Origin of the sequence: Clostridium sp. UBA5119 (assembly GCF_002414285.1) — a bacterium.
Classification (GTDB): domain Bacteria; phylum Bacillota; class Clostridia; order Clostridiales; family Clostridiaceae; genus Clostridium_J; species Clostridium_J sulfidigenes.
Genome location: NZ_DHYX01000011.1, coordinates 38,379 through 57,921, shown reverse-complemented (window position 1 = coordinate 57,921; position 19,543 = coordinate 38,379). Strand labels below are relative to the sequence as shown.

Below are 19,543 nucleotides of genomic sequence, written 5' to 3'. Positions count from 1 at the left end.
TTATATAGATAACTGTCTATATCCATTATATGACTACACATAGATAACTGTCAATATGTTTTTGTAATTATTATTTTAGAGCTCAAAATAAATAAGCTTTGAATCTTATTTACAAGATTCAAAGCTTACTTATTTTACTATTATATTATCTTATCAAAGTTTTTTAATAAAAATTTCTGTTTATTATTGTTTTTATAGCTTAAACTTCCATAATTATTGGCATAATTATTGGTCGCCTTTTAATCTTCATATATATGAATTGCGATAGAGAGTTTTTAACTGCAAATTTTATATTTCTTCTACTCATATCTTTGGATGCTAATTTCTTTTCAACTTCTTTTAACACAATGTCTCTTGCTTCATTAATGATGTTTTCTGATTCTCTAACATAAACAAAACCTCTAGTTATTATATCTGGTCCTGCTACTATAGTATAAGAATCTTTTTTAATTGTAATTACTACCGTTAGAATTCCATCCTGTGCTAATAATTTTCTATCATGTAACACACTACTTCCAACATCTCCTACACCTAGTCCATCTACCATTATTGCTCCTGTTTTTACTTTACCTGATATGGTAGCTACTTTGTTATGCACTTCTAATACATCACCAACTTGGGATACAAATATATTAGACTTATCCATGCCTAACTTCTCAGCAAGTAATCCATGCTGCATTAAATGACGATACTCCCCATGAACTGGCATAAAATATTTTGGTTTAACTAAAGAGTGGATTAGCTTTAATTCCTCTTGACAAGCATGCCCCGAAACATGGATTTCTTCTAAGGAATTATATATAACTTCAGCACCTCTTTTAAATAAATCATTTATTACATTGGATATACACTTTTCATTTCCTGGTATTGGAGATGCAGATATAATAACCAAATCACCTTTTTCTACTTGTACACTTCGGTGTATTCCTGCAGCAATTCTTGTAAGTGCTGACATCGGCTCACCTTGGCTACCAGTTGTGATTATTGTAATATTTTCACTATCATACTTACCAATGTCATTTATACCAACAATACTCTCTTCAGGAATATTTAAATACCCAAGGTTCATTGCTACTTGAGATATTTTTTCCATACTTCTTCCACTAAAGGCTATTTTCCTTTCATAGAAAATAGATGCATTTACAATCTGTTGTAGTCTATGGATATTTGATGCGAAGGTTGCCACTATTACTCTTCCTGTTGCTTTACCAAAAATCCTATTAAGAGATTCTCCAATTACCTTTTCTGATATGGTGTATCCTTGACGTTCCACATTGGTACTATCAGCAAGTAGCAATAACACACCTTGCTTGCCCAAGGTTGAAAGTCTTTGTAAATCCATAACCTCTCCATCAATTGGAGTATAATCTACTTTAAAGTCTCCCGTGTGAATAACTCTACCAATAGGTGTATGCACTGCAATAGCACAGGAATCTGCAATGCTATGACTATTTCTTATAAATTCTACACTTATATTTTCTAATTTAATAGTACTTCCAGCTTTCACAACATTAAGGTCACAATCTTTTAGTATATTATGCTCTTCTAATTTACTTTCCACCAATCCTAAAGTTAGACGGGTTCCATACACTGGAACATTAAGTTGTTTTAACACATAAGGTAATGCTCCTATATGATCCTCATGTCCATGAGTCAAGAAAAAGCCTTTTACTTTATCCTTATTTTCTAGCAAATAAGTTACGTCTGGAATGACTAGATCAACCCCATACATATCTGGCTCTGGAAATGAAATTCCACAATCTATTACAATAATTTCATCCTTATATTCTATGGCTGTTATATTTTTACCAATTTCTCCTAGTCCCCCTAGAGATATAACCCTAATTTTATTTTTAATCTTACTTTTCAAAACATATCCTCCTATTATAAACTAAGTTTATATTCTTTCTCCTAGTTTTAACTTTTCAATAAACTCAGTTAAATCACTTCTTTTTACTCTCCAATGCCTACCAATTTTAAAGGCTGGAATTTTCCCTTCTTGCACTAGTTTATATGTAGTAACTTCACTTATTTTGAAATATTCTGCCACCTCACTAACAGTCATAATCTCATTATCACTCATATTATCATTCATTAAAATTTACCCCCATTTATGTTTAGAGCTTTTCTATTTGCTTTTAATTTAAAATCTAAATATGTTAATTCACAAGTTAAGTTTTCTACTTACCCTTGACTTATTTAATTATTATCACTTATATACCATTATATATATATAATTATAATTAATCAAGTTAGATAACACTATACTTTGATTAGTTATATTATATTTTATATTATTAGGTTAAAATATAATTGATTATATTTAATTATATTTATACCCAAATACAATTAAATTTATTCTAAAAGGTATAAAACACAAATTTATAAAATATAAGGAGTAATATAGATCATTCTTATAAATAATAATTTTACTTTAAGGAGGCCTGTTATGGATTTTATAAAAAACAATTATAATACTCTGCTTATAGAATGGATAAGAATAAAAACACAACAAGCAGTTATTGAAAATTCCCAAGATGCAACTTTAGAAAAAATAGAGGAAGCACTGTTAAATTTAGATATAATTGATATTGAACTTATTAATATTTCAAAGGATTATTATACTTTAAAGTTTAAACATGAGGGCTTATCTAAAATTAAGCAATTTATTTCACAGCAAATAGAGAGCTAACAACTTAATAAATGAGAATAAAAAAATATATGAATTACCTATGCTTTTTCAAAGGTAATTCATATATTTTTATTTTATGACATATGCTCTATGCCTTTTATTTATACGTTTTATAGAATCTATTATTTATTTCCAAATATAAGACACTGTGAAAATAATTTTTCATATCCCTCTGAGGCACCAAGTTCCATGTATTCCATTTCACCTGCTAATTCCTCTATTTCTTTCTTAACTTCAACAGACATAAGTGCCATGTATGCTCCAGTTTTAGAAGAATTCCCTACATATACTAGTTTATCCTTTACCTCTTCTGGCAAAATTCCTGTTCCTACAAGGCTATCTACTGGAAGGTGGGCACCAAATTGTCCAGCTATCATCACCTTATCTAATTCACTCATATCAATCTTAGCCTGTTTTAACAAGGCATAAAATCCTGAAAGCAGAGCTCCTTTTGCTAATTGTACCTGACGAACATCCCCTTGGGTTATTAGTAGCTGCTCTGGAGTGCTTTTTAAAAGAAATTCTCTTTTATTCCCATTTAATTGTATCATTTCATAGCGATAATCAGATTCTTCTAGCTGTTCTTTTTTTATAAATGCTCCATTGTTTTTTACAATTCCTGTTTTAAGAAGTTCTTTCACTGCTGCTAGTATCCCACTTCCGCATATCCCTATAGGGTCTTCCTCTCCTATAACCTTAATGTCTATTCCATTTTCTGTGATTTCCACATCTTCAACAGCGCCCTCTGCTGCTCTCATCCCTGAACTTATATTCATTCCTTCTAATGCTGGTCCTGCTGCACAGGAACAGGAAAGTAACTTTACACCCGTAGATAAAACTATCTCTCCATTGGTTCCAATATCTATAAATAGTATATTTTCCTCAGCTTTATGCAATTCACAAACATAGGCACCTGCCACTATATCAGCTCCAATATAAGCGGATACTGAAGGAAGGCAATATACTCTTGCACACTTAGCGGCCTTTATACCAATGTCACTTGCTGATATGTTTTTTGCCTTTGTAAATATGGGCGCATAAGGAGACTTTCCAATTGATGTTGCATGGATACCTAAAAGAAAATGCATCATGGTACAGTTTGCAGCAATAGAAATCTCATAAATACTTTCTTTTCTTACTTTCCCCTCACTACATAACTCTTCAACCATTTCATTAATAGCATGTACAATAGTTTTCTGCAACTCTTCTTTTGAACCCTCTGGATGTTCTAATTCATAGGTTATTCTAGTTAAAACATCTAACCCAAACTTCTTTTGTGGATTAATTCTTGAAGATGTAGCTAATTCCTCACCATTATTCATATCAATTAATGCTGCAACCACCGTTGTAGTTCCAATATCAATAGCAACACCATAAAGAAACTCAGTAGTATCCCCTGCTTCAATGGCAATTAACTCGCTGTCATTAAATACTCCAGTTACAGTTCCATAGCTGCTTTCATAGTCTCTTAGTAATTTCCAATTGACCTTTTTAGTCCCAATGGCCTCACATAAAGAATCTTCAAAAGGACTTTGGTTTTCTAAAGTAGGCATTTTTATTTCAAAGATTTTTTTACAAAGGGCAGGATTAAACTCAAATTCAGGTACATACCCAGTAGTAAGTATTTTATGTTTTCTTTCCTTTTGAAGAATTTCAATTGTAATATCTTCTTCTGGTATTACCAAGCAGGAAAGCCTTATGCCTGCGTTTATTTCATCTTCTTTCAATAGCTTTCTTTCTGCTTTGGAAAGTGGAGGAAGATTTCCTTCCAACACTCTCACCTTACATTTCCCGCAAGTACCATTCCCATTACAAGGATTATCTACAAAAATATCATTTTCTAATAAAAGCTGTAGTAAGTTTTTCTTTGGAACATACTCAAAGTGCTTACCTGACTGTTTAATAAAAATCTTAGCCATTTCTATAGCATCTCCTTTTTTAAAGTCTCAAGGATTGCTTTGACATTTGTAAGAGGAGATTTCATTCCAAGTCCACAGGCAGGTGAAATTATGTTCACTCCATCTTTAACACATTTTTTAGTCAAATCTGAAACCTTCTTAGGCTCTCCAAATTCAATTGTATAGGTACTCACATTACCCATAAGTAATCTATCTCCTAAATTCTTTCGTGCCTCACTCATACTAACAATGGAGTCAAAGCTTAGAACATCACTTTTTATTTTATTTACCTCTTTATACACATTTTTCATTTGGCCACATATGTGCACAATGGTTTTTCCCTTTAATTCTTGAATACCATCCACTAGCTTATTAATATATTTCACAGCAAATTCTTCAAATAACTTTGGTCCTAAAATTTCACCGGTTCCACTAGGGTCAGAAATAGCAATTATATCTGCCCCTGCTTCTATTTGTTTCTTTGCAAATAAAATTAATTGTTCGGTAACATAATCAACATATTTATGAGCTTCTTCATTGTTTTTTCTGAGCTCTTTATAAAATACTACAGGTTCCATAACAGAACTAGCAGTGCTTATTGGTCCTGTTAAATTCCCTATTATAGGAACATTACTTCCCTTTGCTTTTAATAATTTAATTGCATCAATAACTACTTTAGCTCTTCCCTCCTGAAAATTAATCTCATGGAGTTTCGTCCATTCCTTTACTGAAGCTATTGCATACTCCACAACATGCGGTTCATATATGTTTGACCCCATATTCACGGTTGCTCCAAACTCCTCAGATTCAATGGTCATACAAAAAGGAACTCCATAATTTTCAAAACAGCCCTTTTCATATACTGCAGTAGCTAAATCAGCCATAGTTTGCGCATTACTATGAGCCTTTGAAAAATCTATTCCAAGGTCTTCAATTACTTCTGTTGTAACCATATTCATCATGCCACCAGGACAAATACATGGAACTCTATCAACCTGTTCTCTGTTGAAAACCATATTTAATCGTTCTCTTGGAGATATCATATTACATCCTTCTTTCTAAGCTATATTAAGCATTTTTTTTGCTAGTTTTACTGCCTCCACTGCATTGGAACTGTACCCATCTGCACCAATGGTATCTGCAAATTTTTGAGAAATTGGTCCTCCACCTATAAGGACTTTAACTTGATCTCTAATTCCTGCTTCCTTTAATAATTCAATAACTTTTCCCATTCCTGACATAGTTGTTGTCATTAAGGTTGACATGCATACAAAAGAAGCGTTAACTTCTTTAGCTTTGTCTACAAAACTTTTAAGTGAAACATCTCTTCCTAAATCAATCATTTCAAAACCAGCAGTTTCCATCATAATTTTTACTGNNTACTAGATTCTTTCCTATGTCATGGGTATCTCCTTCTACAACTCCAATAACTCCCTTTGGCTTGCTATTTCCTTCTTCTTCTATAGGAAGATGAGGTCTTAATATTGATAGCCCTTCATACATTGCATCTGAGCATAGTAATACATCTGTTACGAAATATTCTTCCTCTTCATATAATTGACTTGCACGGTTCATACCATCTACAAGTCCTTCCATAATACCATCAAAGGCTTTATATTTTGCCTCTACATATTCCTCACAGGCTTCTATTACCTCTTCTTCTTCCATTTCTAATACGCCATCGGATAATCTTTTTAATAACTGTTCTTTAGATGCTGTCATTATTATTCCTCCACTTTAATTACAAAATTTTTTAAACATATATTTTTACATGAAATTTTTCGGATCTATTGGCCACTTTCCATATTTTCTTGCAGAGGCCATAAATTGATCAATATTCTCTAAAGGAACATTTCCTGAAAGGTCGCAACCCGATGCTAAAATATAGCCACAAGGACTATCATAAGCCTTTTGCATGCAAGTTTTTACTGCAGAATCTACCTCCTGTGTACTTCCTAAAATTAGAACTTCTACTGGGTCTACATTACCTAGAATTGGAACTTTATCCCCTACTACTTGTTTTGTATATGCTAAATCAACTCTATTATCTATACTTAACATGTCGCAACCAGACTTTACCATGTCCCCTACTATTGATGTTGTGTCTCCACAAATATGGTAACAAACTAAGCCTTTTGCCTCATGAATATCCTTCATTAAGTCTATAGTGTAAGGTAATACAAATTCTAAATATTGTTTTCTATTAAGAATTGTTCCTGATGCAATTGGGTCACATAGCAATATAAGAACACCTCGTTTTATAAATTCTCTACATATCATCTTTAATGCTTCTGTGCAAAACTTAACTAACCCATGTACTTTTTCGGGATTTTTTCTAGTTGCTCTTAAAAAATTTTCTGTTTTATAAATACTTGCTGCTGCAGTAAAAGGTCCAGATATTAAAACCCCTGTTGGAACCTCTTTTCCTAACTTATCAATTAATATTTCTGCAGCCTCAATATGTAATTGGAAAAGTTTATCATTTTTTAATTCTAACTTTGACATATCAAGTTTATCTATATCATTTAAATCCTCTAAGACATAACTCATAATTGCTGGTACAGATTCCTCTGGATCATTCATCTTACTACCTAATGCAATACCTACCCCATGTAATCCATATTCAACCACTAATAAATCGTTTCCAAACCTTTCATAACAAGCTATCTGTGCTTTAGCTTCATTTAACGCACTACTTCTTTTCTCTTTGTGGGTCATTCCTAATGCTAGTCCAGACATAGAGCAAGCTACAGGCATTGCAAGTATTCTGTCCATAGATTTTCCTGTCATGAAGGCATTTAACCTTTCAATTGGGGTCATTTTATCATCCTTGTGCATATACTACCATCTCCTTTTTTCTTTTTAAGGTGCTATTTATTTATAGTAATTCAAGGGTTTTAATAACCCCATCTTTTAACTGAAAATCTTTATTTTTCATGCATGTTTGTCCAGCAAATTTTGCTAGTCCAATAGCCTTTATGCAGCCTTCTTCATAGTTTAAAGGTCCTCCTAAGGAAACATCCTTCCACACTGCTTTATCTGTTCCTAGTAAAGAAAAAGTAGTTTTCGGACAAAGTACTATTATCATTTCTTCATTTATGATTTTATCCATTGTTTTTAATAAAGGATAAGTAAACATTTCCACTACTTGTTCTGCAAACTTAGGTCCAAGAATATTAACTCCCCCAGAAGAATCTGCATAGCTAATGATGTTTACCCCTACTTTTTGTGCTTCTTCTATAAATTCAATTATTTCATGTTGAAATTTATTAAAAACTTCCCTAATTAACTCTGGATTCTTTCTAAAGGTTTTGAAAACAACCCTTGGTTCAATTAAAACATTCATTATTGTAAATGGTCCCGAAACATTTAAAACCACATTTTCGCCTTGTTCTCTCAAAGACTTACAGGCTTTTAAGACTTCGGAAATTCTTCCCTTTGAAAAATCAATTTTAGGTAAATATAGCAGTTCTTCTGTAGTTGTACAAATATATTCTTTGGCTCTTGGTCCTATGTTCTCATCCCCAAGATTAATTTTTCCCCCTAGTGCCTCCCCTTCCACAGTATGACAGAAGGGTAGTGTACAAACATTGGCCTTATAGTTTTCCTTAAGCTCCTTGGCAAGTGTCACCATACTATCCCAATTTTTATAAGCATCAGGAAATTTCAAATTGGTTTTTTCAATAATTTCTTTACTAATTCCCTGTTCATTATCATATGTACATTTATAATCAATTATTTTTCCCNNTAATTTATTAATAAAAAATTCCTCCTATTTTTTTCTTATCTAAGTTACTGCCAATTATGGTTACCTTTGTAGTTTTTACTGTTTCTAAATACTCCCAATGATAATGGTATGGAGTATAATCAAAGTAAACCAGTTTCTTTGTAGAAAGCTGAACAATTCCCTTAGCTCTTACAATAAAACCATACTCCTGTTGATTTAAAGAAAGTAATATTTTATCTATTTCTTCCTCTGAAAAAACCCTTAGCTTATCTATAGAAAAAGTTTGAAACATCTTATTAGCTGCCAGAAAGGCAGGCCTATCCTTTAACTCAATCTCATAGGATTCCATACTGTTTATTGTTTCAACAATTTCTTTCCCTGATAAAGAAATCCATGGCTCTTTAAAAATTGTAGCCTTGGGATTTATTAAACTTATTTTCTCAATAATCTCTTCAACTTCACTATCCACTAGATTCTCAAAATGACTTAAAAAAATCATCTGAGCATTTTCTATTTGATCTAAATAAAAACTTCCAAAGTTATCAATGTAATCATTGAAAGAATCTACATCTACAATGGTAATAACATCCCTAATCTTTATATTTAAGGTTGAATTTAAGGAAACCCTATTACAAACCTTTAGTATATCTGATAAACTACCTACACCTGAAGGTTCAATAAATATATTATCTAGTTTATAATCTAAGACTAACTCTTCTAAGGCTTTATTAAAATTTTCTTTAACTGTACAACAAATACACCCAGAATAAATCTCTTTAATTGGAAGGCTATGATGTATTAAATCCCCATCAATGCCAATATTGCCAAATTCATTTTCAATTAAAGCATTACTTCCTTGCATATTTGGAATTACTTTATTTAAAAATGTTGTCTTTCCACACCCTAAAAATCCCGAAACGATATTTATGTTAGTACCCATAATTCCCCTCCATACATCAATACTCTTAATTATATATTCTACACTTAAGGCAGTCTAATTTGAATTTCAAATAGAAAGTTGTCATTCAATTGAATTTACCTATATATTAAATTTCATTATATTTTTAGTTGTAACCTTAATATGAAAATTAATTACATGGATTTCTTTGATATATTGTAGTTACCCAGCACAAAATTAAAGATATGTTTACAAAAGAATAAGAAAAATGACAACATAAAAAGACCCCTCTCAAACATATGCCTGAGAGGGGTCAATATCACAACTTCATAGTTATTGTGCCATACTCTTTTCATCATCTTTCTTTTTATTTTTAATAAATCCCTTTAAGTAATTTTTATTGTAAAATAAGTATTCTATAATCTTATAAACTGCCTCCACTAAAACTAACCCAGCTAACAAATCTATAATTACATGTTGTTTTACAAATTGAGTTGATATTATAATTAACCATCCAACTATATTAAATCCAAGCTTATATTTTGTTGGCATATTTTTAAGCTTATTTATGCCCTTTAAAGCTGAAAAAGTTGCTGCTACATGAATACTAGGAAAACAATTATAGGGGTTGTCCCTACTATAAATAAACTTTACGAAATTGCATAGAAAATCATCATGGATTATTATTGGCCTTGGAACATAGGTTTGAAAAGTTAAATAAATTATAAGACAAATACAATTAACTATATTTAAAGTCAAAAGTGAAATGAAATATCTTTCCTTATCACAATAACACATTATTATAAGTGAGATTATTAAATTAGGCATATACATCATATATGGAATAATGAATACACTTACAAAAGGAATTAAATCATCTATATCTGTATATAAGTAATGTAATTTGGGATCCTGATAATGATTTATAAGAAAGTAACACATACTAATTACTCCTATGGAAAATATCCATAAATATGGTTTTATAGTTTTCACATTATATTTTTCTAGTAACCATTTCATAAATTTCACCTTCCATACGAAAATATTATATACATTTAAGTAAATACAGTTATTATTTCTTTTATATCTTTAGCAATAACATTTAATAATATATTTTGTTCTATAAGATGGACCTACTATTTTTATCACATGAGAGTGGTGCCAATAACCTATCAACAATGGCATTAATCAGTGCCACATCTGAAAATACTTCACCCATTTAATAAAATGTTGATTTGTAGTTGAAATATGTTTATATCTTTTTGTTATTAATTGAAACAACTTATTTGCTCCCAAATTATCTATTGGTAAATAATCTATTTCATCAATTATTAATACTTTATATTTACTGTAATGCTTTAATGTTATCCCTAATCTATTTTTCTGGAAGCCCTATTATATTCATAACTTTAAAATTTTTATTATTTTTCACCTTGAAAGAAATTGCTGTATCAGCACCTTTTAGAGTTCCACCTAAAATAATCACCCTATCACCATTCTTAAATTTTGACATATCCATTAGATACATTAATAATTCAACGCAAACTTTAGTACCTTGCGAAAAATTTCTTAATATGTTTGTTCCCTGAATACCCACTACATTTGCTATATATTTTCTTGGAATATCATACACTTCACAATGATACTTCAATACTTCTAAAACATCGTTTTTCATAGAGTACTCTTCATTCATATCCTGCTTACATATTATAACAGGAATATTCAAATCTCTTAATTCATATAACCCCTCATTGGCTGTATATCCTGTTGTACTGGATATAACAATGTAGTCAATTTTATCATTATAATTATTAACATATTCTTTTGTTTTAATTAGAATTTCTTTTGTATTTTCTTTACCAGCCTTACTAAAATAAACAGCTTCATAACACTTACTTGTAATATTCAATTTAAATCGCTCCTTTACACTTATTAATTTAACTTTACTTATAAAAACTCACTTTGCACAAACTTTATGATATACTTTAGTTTACGTTGTATTATTATTTGTTTTAAAAATAGTAATAAAATTTATTTTTACTACTGTTAAAGGGGAAGTTATTGTGAGTATAAAAAAAAATATCAAAGATGGTCATGTACATTCACCATATTGCCCTCATGGCTCAAAAGATTCATTTGAATCATACATAGAAGCTGCTTTAAATTTGGGACTAAAAGAAATAACCTTCACTGAACATATGACTTTACCTGAAAATTTTTTACCTCCTGAAATTATAACATCTTCCACTCCGCCAATACATGAACTAAATTCTTATATTAAAGACTTAAAGAACTTAAAATCAAAATATCTTGGAAAAATAACTATAAATATAGGATTTGAAGTAGATTATATAGAGGGTTACGAAGAAAAAACTATAGAATTATTAAACAACTATGGTTCTGACTTGGATGAAAGTATTTTATCTGTACACTATATAAAGATAGAAGATGATTATTACCCTGTAGCTTTAAACTCTAATGAGTTTGCTCAATTAGTAACAAAATTAGGAAGTCTAGAAAAAGTTTATGATAAATATTATGAGACAGTATTGAAATCAATCCAATGTGATTTGGGTAATTTTAAACCTAAACGTATAGGGCATCCCTCATTGGTTCGTACATTTAAAACAGACTATCCTTTAATATATACTAATACTTTAATTCTAGAGCAAATTGCAAAGGAAATGAAAAAAAGGAATTATGAACTTGATCTTAACACTTCCGGGTTTAGAAAGCCTTGTTGTAAAGAATTTTACCCTTCTGGAACTTTGTATGAACTATTAAAATATTATAATGTCCCAATGATCTATGGCTCAGATGCACATAATTCATTAGATGTAGGCAAAAATTTTTTCTAATATAAAATTATATTTACCCACATTCAAAGCTCATTTAATCTATTTACTAAATGAGCTTTGAATTGTGTTCCTCGAGGTAAATGAATCATATAAATTTATTTATCCATTAAATCCAGTTATAAAATAATCTATATGCTTAATTATTTTTATTCTATTTTTACAAGTATTCTTTAAGCCATATTATTGATTTTTCTAACATACCTGTAGTTATTCTATGATTTATCTTATCTACTTCTATAAATTTAAATTTTTCTAAATCTCCATCATATAATGGACTGATTTTATTAAAAAATAACTTTTGCTCATTAATTGACAATGAAGTATCCTCTATTCCATGTATCAATAAAATAGCCCTTTCCTTTATTCTATTTTCATTTTTTATAGGATCATAACATTCTATCAATTTATCATATTCTCCAACAGTTTTAGGTAAATAATTGTTTTTAATACTCTCTTGCCATGCTGCACATCCATTTAATTGAACAAGGCATTTTAAATCAGGGTTAACAATAAATACGCCACTAGCAATAATAGCTCCCATTGAATCACCCATAACTGCAATTTTATCAGCATTAGCATTATGATCTTTAATAACTAATTCTATAAATTTATTTGATTCTTTAATTCCTTGAAATATTATTTTCCATAAATAATCATCAAAGTTTTTAGGATCATCATGATTTATAGCATCTCTGTCTCCATGATGAAGCGCATCAGGTACAATTACTTGATATCCATTAGTTGCAATTATCATAGATTCAAATTTTTTAAATTCCTTACTAGAATGCCATCCATGATAATTTATTATTGTTGGCAATAACCCTTTATGATTTTTAGGCCTAAATTTTAAACATGGGACTCCATTTATTTTTTCTACTGTTGTTGTAACAAAACCGTTCTCATACGGAAATATAGACCATACCATATATCTTTCCCCTACTTTCTATTATCAACTACTTAGTTCTGTAATATTATACAATAAATATAATTTAAATATAAGCAACAATCAAGCAGTCTTATCAACTATTTTTTAAGATCATTCTTACAAACTTTCAACCTTCTTTAAATTACAACAAAATTCAGCATTTTTATACGAATCTATAATTTGCTTGACTTTATCATAAACTTCTTTATCACCACATAACAATGGTTTTATATCAATATTAAGATCATTTGAAAGTGTACAGAATTTTAAAACTCCATCATGAGTTAAAAATAATGATACTACCCCCGTTTGACAAGGATATGTATTACATTTTTTGCATAAGTCAGAATAGCATGTTCCTACAGTACTATCTTTGATTATAACCTCTATATCACCTATCTCAAAAGTCTTCATAGGAGATCCAAAATTTGATTTATTTGGATACTTGATATATACATTTTTAGCATCTTTACTTAGCATATCTTTAATATTATTAAGTGGTATAAATTCTCTTTTCCAATACTCTTCTCCATTATTAAATAAATCTAAAAGCTTCAATGAAGCCTTATTTTCTTTGCAAAATTCAATCAATTCCTCAATTTCAGAAAAATTAGTTTTTGTAACAACAGTGTTTATTCTAGTTGATATATTATATTTTCTTAATAACTTTATTCCATTAATAACCTTATGGAAACAATCTATTCCTACTATACTTGCAAACTTATCACTATTCATGGTATCCATGCTTATTGTAATTTCTTTAATATTAGTTTCACTTATCTTTTTTGTTAATTCTTCATTTAAAAGACTTCCATTGCTTACCATTGATATATTGGCTATATCTTCTATATTATTTATCCCATCTACAAGTTCAAAAAAATCTCTTCTTAATAACGGTTCTCCTCCTGTAAGCCTGACAGACCCAATTCCAAATTCAGTTAATTTTTCTATTATTGAAATCAAGTCCTTTGTATCAAGTGCTTTATTTTCGTTATATACTCCTTCTCCACCAGCTTTACAATATTCACATTTAAAATTACATTCCTTTGTTAAACATACTCTAATTTCTATATTATTCATAGTCATCCTCCAAATTTTATTTTTATTGTTTAAATATATGATTAAATTACAAAAGCTGTAACTATATTATAAACATACAATATGCAGTATTAGTTTATTAAGCAATTATTATATATTGCGGTGTGAAAATATAAAATAACCTTTTTGTGAGATAATCAATATATTATTTTGTTATGACTTTTTATATTAACTTATATTTATTATTATTTAACTCATATCTTTAATCGATAAAATAAGAACATTGCCCTTCTAAGCTGTCTAAAAAGTTTTTGACCTCATGGATTTTTTCATTATTTATTCCATTTAAGAACGCTAATCTTAGGATGGATGAATTTACAGAATAAGCTTGTACAGGGTATGGATAGGATAGTCTATTTTTTAATAATGGTTTTAATGATTCATCATCTATTGAGTCATATTCTCCTAAGTAATTTAATGAAAATGGACTATCAGTATATAATACCTTAAACCATTCTGGCATTATCGTTAAGCTATTTAAATATAGATTGTAATCATTCATTTCCTCATATGACTTTAAATACTGTTTATAGTATTTATTGGCATTACTAAAATCAGCATCAATTGTACATGGAATCATATCGTTTAAATTTCCAATAGTAAAATAATAGTTACCTTCCTTTAATATGTGTTTGCTCACTAATATTCTTATTGGTATTCTATCTAGTCCAAATTGAATTGCTAATATATTTGAAGTAATATATATTGCCATTTGCAATGCAAAATTGCTATCTTTGTCATCTAAGTTTTCACTATTTAGTGAGTAATTCAATATAAACGGTTCTGAATAATTAATTTCATATTTTTCAGATGCCAAATATTCTGGATGCTTATTATTAAATATCACTGTTTCATTTATAAATTTATTTAACAATTTTGATTGGCTAAATCCTATTAATTCCTTTTCCTTATTTTTCACTAAGTATTTACTAATAAAATCCCTGTACGGTAAAGTTTTTGATATTTCCCCTAATCCTTTATTGAAATATCTTTTTATTATTCTTGTTGTATCTATATCTGAAATCATGTGATCTATCACAAGAAGTAGACAATACTTTTTAGCACTTAATTTTACTATTACACACTTATACAAGATATTATTTAAGAAGTTTGATTTAAGCAATGAATTCCTCATTAATCCAAATATATTTGTTACAATATTGATTTTAGATTTGTAGTCATATCTTGCCAAATTTAAAATATTTAAATCAATGTCTTTAATGTGATCATATTCTGCAAATTTATAGTATCCTTCTTCTAAACAAGCAACTGTTCTTAATACATCTTGTTCATTAACTAATTTTATAAATATATCCTTTACATTATTTTCTGATATGTTATTTTCAAAAGGTACAATTATATTCATAATTTTTCTTTTGTTTAAAAAATGCCTCGCTTTACAATCCCTATTTAAAAGATCGCCTATTTCGTACTTACATACAACTTTTTCATTTGAAATCGCCTCATCCACAGCATCTATATATAAGTTTGTTTTCTTTATAAGTGAATCCATATCCTCATTTTCTATCTTTCCAGCTTCTATTTTCTCATATAGCACATCTATGTTTATACTTTGAATGCATTCCTCGCATTCTAATTTGTTATAAGGTAAAACATAATCAGGATAAATAAAAACATTAAATTTATTTTTTATATATTCTAACACCTCTTCATAGTTTTCCTCTACATATAGAACTATCTCATTAAACTCTTGAGTTTCATATTTAACAAGTTTACAATGCTCACCAAACTTTTCACTTAGTTCAATATTTACTTCCTCTAAGCTAACTCCATTAATTAATTGAAGAATCTTAATACCTAGACTACTTATAGTTGGCTCTGCATAAAACTCTCGAATTTCTAACAATACATTAAATTTATTATTTATTTTAGATATAACTTTAATTGCATCAATTGAATTTCCACCTAATTCAAAGAAATTATTATTAATACCTATCTTCTGTATACCTAGTACATCACCCCATATTTTTTCTAGCATTTCTTCAACTTGATCTCTTGGTGCCTCATATTCATGTAAAGTATCATCTGAATTCGGATCTGGAAAACTCCTTCTATCAATTTTACCATTAGGGGTTAATGGCATCCTATCTAATTGTATAAAGTAAGATGGAATCATATAATCCGGCAAACTTTCATTTAAATATGTCTTGAAATTCATTTTTTTTATATCTTTATCACTTACTATATATGCACATATATATTTCTTATTTACTTTACTTTCTTTTACTACTATAGCTACTTCTTTAATATATTCATGCTGTAATAATCTATTTTCTATCTCTCCAAGTTCTACTCTGAATCCTCTTATCTTTATCTGATGATCCTTTCTGCCTAAAAACTCAATATATCCATCTTTATGAAATCTTCCCCAGTCTCCTGTTCTATATAATAGTCCAAATTCATCATGGATTATGAATGAATTCTTAGTTTTTTCTAAGTCATTCATATAACCTTTTGCTAAACCAAGACCTCCAATATAAAGCTCTCCTGGAACACCATAAGTTGCTAAATATTTTTCTTTATCTAAAATATAAAACTTTTGATTAGCTAAAGGCATACCATAAGGTATACTGCTCCATTCTTTCTTAACCTCCTCAATTGGATAATATATAGACCAAATTGACGCTTCTGTTGCACCACCTAAACTTATTATCTTAGCCTCTGAAAATACTGCCTTTATTTTTTCAGGCAATTTTAAGGATATCCAATCTCCACTTAATAAAACTAATCGCAAACTTTTATTGCTGAACTCTTCCATTACATTCTCTAATAACATATCCATTATAGCTGGAACCGAATTCCATATTGTTATCTGTTGATTCTTAATTACATCGATAATTTCTTTTACATCACGTTGATCTGAAATTTGAACTAATGTTGCCCCTATACTTAACGCACCAAATATATCATAGACTGATAAATCAAAACATATAGATGAAAGCCCTATTATCTTATCCTTTTCATTTACATTAAACTTACTATTAATGTCTTCAATAGTATTAGCGACTGCCTCGTGTGTAATCATTACTCCTTTGGGATTACCAGTACTTCCTGATGTGTATATTGTATAAGCTAAATCTTTAGGTGAATTAATTGTTTGCAAATTATTATTATCTAGTAAATAAATTGATTTATCTTCAATATCTATTATTTGAAATTCTAAATTACTAATATTTTTATATTTACTTTGAGTTATTAATATATTAGAGTTACTATTCTCCAATATAAATCTTATTCTATCTTCTGGATAACTTGGTTCAATTGGTAGGTATGCTCCCCCTGCTTTAAGAACACCAACAATACTTACTATCATATCTAAAGAACGCTCTATCATTACACCAACTATGCTATTAGGTCCAACCCCTTTTTCTTTTAATCTCCTAGCAAGTTGGTTTGATCTATCATTTAATTCTTTATACGTCATCTTTTTGTTTTTAAATATTACTGCAATATTTTTTGGTGTTTTCTCTACTTGCTTTTCAACTAAATCTTTTAATATATTATTGTTAATATAATATATGTCAGTATTATTGTATTCATCTACCATCTGATATCTTTCGTTTTCTGTTAATAATTCAATTTCACCCAATCTAATGTAAGTATTGTCTATTATTTTATATAAAGTTCTGACATAATGATTACTTAATCTTTTTATTGTTTCTTTATTAAATATCCTTGAACAATAGCTTATATTAAATTTTAATGATTTATTTTCTTCCACTGCATTTAAAGTTAAGTCAACTTTTGATATCTTATTTAGCGTATCATGTTTCTTTAATAAACCTTTGCCTAATTTGAACTCATCAGAAATTCCTACATCACCCATATTAAACATTACATCAAATAGTGGATTCCTACTCATATCTCTTACTACATTTAATTTTTCAACTAAAGCTTCCAATTGGTAACTTTGATTTTCATATGCTTTTATAGAATTTTCTTTTACTTGTTTTAAAAAGTCTATATAAATTTTGTCACCCTTTGGCTTATTTCTTAAAGCTAATGTATTTATAAATAATCCCATTACATTTTGTAAATCTGCATGTACTCTTCCAGCTACTGGTATTCCTACTACTATATCATCTTGTCCACTATATTTTGATAGTAGTATATTAAATGCTGACAATAAAATCATATGAATTGTAGTTTCTGTTTCTTTAGCAAGTTTTTTCAATTGAGTTGTAACCTTTTCATCTATCGTAAATTCTAAGTTACCTCCTTCAAATGTTTGCATCGCTGGTCTTTCATAATCATATGGTAAATTTAATACTGGTATTTCATCATTAAACCTATTAAGCCAATACTCTTCTTGTTTTTTTATTTCTTCCGAACTCAACAAATTATTTTGCCATTCTACAAAATCTTTATATTGAAGATTTGAAGGGGATAGTTTTTCTCCATTATATAAAGCTATAAATTCTTTTATTAGTATGCTTCTAGATATTCCATCTGATATTATGTGATGAATATCTATTAACAAATACGTCTTATCATTATTTTCTAGAATTTCTACTCTAAATAATGGGAATTCCTTCAAGTTAAAAGGTCTTATAAAACTACTTATACTTAACTCAATATCCTCATCACACTTTTTATTTTCTATTCTGAAACAATCTTCTTTCGCTATTCTCTGTATTATTTCTCCATCAACAGTTTCAAAATAAGTTCGTAATGCCTCATGTCTCGCAACGACCAATTTAAAAATTTCTTCTATTTTATCTTTATGAATATTTCCTATTAACTCAAAAACTTCTGGCATATTATATGCAGTAGTCGTTTTATCAAATTGTTGAAGCATATACATTCTTTTTTGTGCCGATGAAGTTTCATAGTAGGATTTTTCTTTAACCTTATTTATTTTTAAGTAAGTTTTTTCCTTATTATTTTCAATAAATTCACTTAAAGCCTTTATTGTTGGTGATTTAAATAGCTCTTTTAAAGGAATTTCTCTGTTTAACTCTTTGTGAATTCTTGATATAAGCACTGTTGCTTTTAATGAATGCCCTCCTATTTCAAAAAAGTTATCATTTATGCCTACTTTGTCAAGTGATAATATCTCACTCCATATATTAGCTAAAACTTCTTCTATTTTAGTTCTTGGAGCTACATATTCATTTAAGTTATCATTTAAATTTGGTTCTGGAAGTGCTCGTTTATCAACTTTACCGTTTCCTATTATAGGTATGTTATTTAATTGTACAAAATAAGTTGGTATCATGTAGTTAGGTAAACTCTTTTTTAGATAATTTTTCAAATTTAAACTATTAATATTTTTATCACTTACCACATATGCACATATATAATTTTCTTTATCTTTATTTTCTCTTACTATAACAAAAGCTTCTTTAATATGACTATTCATTAATAATCTATTTTCTATCTCTCCAAGTTCGATTCTAAATCCTCTTATCTTAACTTGATTATCT

At 29.0% G+C, this 19,543-nt stretch carries 15 protein-coding genes and 1 pseudogene (1 of these 16 running past the window's edge); 2 read left to right on the top strand and 14 right to left on the bottom strand.

Annotation, left to right across the window (positions count from 1 at the left end):
• Positions 1-199 precede the first annotated feature (199 nt).
• Both B2671_RS01175 and B2671_RS01170 read right to left on the bottom strand, forming a co-directional pair.
• Positions 200-1,870, bottom strand: coding sequence for a ribonuclease J (locus tag B2671_RS01175; protein WP_346868763.1), 1,671 nt, complete (start codon positions 1,868-1,870; stop codon positions 200-202).
• A 27-nt stretch (positions 1,871-1,897) separates the two neighbouring features.
• On the bottom strand, positions 1,898-2,095 hold the full coding sequence (locus tag B2671_RS01170; RefSeq protein ID WP_414632596.1) for a helix-turn-helix domain-containing protein: 198 nt from the start codon (positions 2,093-2,095) through the stop codon (positions 1,898-1,900).
• A 354-nt stretch (positions 2,096-2,449) separates the two neighbouring features.
• Between B2671_RS01170 and B2671_RS01165 the strand changes: the two genes are divergently transcribed.
• Complete coding sequence (locus B2671_RS01165; protein WP_346868762.1) at positions 2,450-2,692, top strand: hypothetical protein; 243 nt, start codon at positions 2,450-2,452, stop codon at positions 2,690-2,692.
• A 122-nt stretch (positions 2,693-2,814) separates the two neighbouring features.
• Here B2671_RS01165 and B2671_RS01160 read toward each other — a convergent pair whose 3' ends face one another.
• The 9 genes and pseudogenes from B2671_RS01160 to B2671_RS01125 form a co-directional block, all read right to left on the bottom strand.
• Entirely contained in the window at positions 2,815-4,611 is a 1,797-nt protein-coding gene (locus B2671_RS01160) for an ASKHA domain-containing protein (protein WP_346868761.1), read from the bottom strand.
• A 2-nt stretch (positions 4,612-4,613) separates the two neighbouring features.
• A complete protein-coding gene (locus B2671_RS01155) occupies positions 4,614-5,633 on the bottom strand; it encodes a methylcobamide:CoM methyltransferase MtbA (RefSeq protein WP_346868760.1) in 1,020 nt (339 codons plus the stop codon).
• Between the two features lie 15 nt (positions 5,634-5,648).
• A pseudogene (locus tag B2671_RS01150) lies at positions 5,649-6,312 on the bottom strand (corrinoid protein).
• Between the two features lie 45 nt (positions 6,313-6,357).
• Positions 6,358-7,428, bottom strand: a complete 1,071-nt coding sequence (locus B2671_RS01145) for a uroporphyrinogen decarboxylase family protein (RefSeq protein WP_346868759.1) — start codon at positions 7,426-7,428, stop codon at positions 6,358-6,360.
• Positions 7,429-7,468: 40 nt separating this feature from the next.
• Positions 7,469-8,278, bottom strand: coding sequence for a uroporphyrinogen decarboxylase family protein (locus B2671_RS01140; protein WP_346868789.1), 810 nt, complete (start codon positions 8,276-8,278; stop codon positions 7,469-7,471).
• Positions 8,279-8,345: 67 nt separating this feature from the next.
• A complete protein-coding gene (locus B2671_RS01135) occupies positions 8,346-9,257 on the bottom strand; it encodes a GTP-binding protein (protein ID WP_346868758.1) in 912 nt (303 codons plus the stop codon).
• Between the two features lie 291 nt (positions 9,258-9,548).
• Positions 9,549-10,235: a phosphatase PAP2 family protein gene (locus B2671_RS01130; RefSeq protein ID WP_346868757.1), complete on the bottom strand. Its 687-nt coding sequence runs from the start codon at positions 10,233-10,235 to the stop codon at positions 9,549-9,551.
• Between the two features lie 168 nt (positions 10,236-10,403).
• Positions 10,404-10,583, bottom strand: a complete 180-nt coding sequence (locus B2671_RS17535; RefSeq protein ID WP_414632597.1) for an ATP-binding protein — start codon at positions 10,581-10,583, stop codon at positions 10,404-10,406.
• A 7-nt stretch (positions 10,584-10,590) separates the two neighbouring features.
• Complete coding sequence (locus tag B2671_RS01125; RefSeq protein WP_346868756.1) at positions 10,591-11,124, bottom strand: hypothetical protein; 534 nt, start codon at positions 11,122-11,124, stop codon at positions 10,591-10,593.
• Between the two features lie 154 nt (positions 11,125-11,278).
• Between B2671_RS01125 and hisJ the strand changes: the two genes are divergently transcribed.
• Positions 11,279-12,073 carry a histidinol-phosphatase HisJ gene (hisJ, locus tag B2671_RS01120; protein WP_346868755.1) on the top strand — a complete coding sequence of 265 codons (795 nt, stop codon included), beginning with the start codon at positions 11,279-11,281 and terminating at the stop codon, positions 12,071-12,073.
• Positions 12,074-12,230: 157 nt separating this feature from the next.
• Here the strand turns inward: hisJ and B2671_RS01115 are convergent, their stop codons facing one another.
• The 3 genes from B2671_RS01115 to B2671_RS01105 all read right to left on the bottom strand — a co-directional run.
• Positions 12,231-12,998 carry a prolyl oligopeptidase family serine peptidase gene (locus B2671_RS01115; protein WP_346868754.1) on the bottom strand — a complete coding sequence of 256 codons (768 nt, stop codon included), beginning with the start codon at positions 12,996-12,998 and terminating at the stop codon, positions 12,231-12,233.
• A gap of 117 nt (positions 12,999-13,115) precedes the next feature.
• Positions 13,116-14,078, bottom strand: a complete 963-nt coding sequence (locus tag B2671_RS01110) for a GTP 3',8-cyclase MoaA (protein ID WP_346868753.1) — start codon at positions 14,076-14,078, stop codon at positions 13,116-13,118.
• Between the two features lie 220 nt (positions 14,079-14,298).
• Positions 14,299-19,543, bottom strand: the 3' portion of a protein-coding gene (locus B2671_RS01105) for an amino acid adenylation domain-containing protein (RefSeq protein WP_346868752.1). 1,892 nt of this gene lie beyond the right edge of the window; 5,245 of the gene's 7,137 nt are visible here — the last part of the coding sequence; its start codon lies beyond the right edge, outside the window; the stop codon is at positions 14,299-14,301.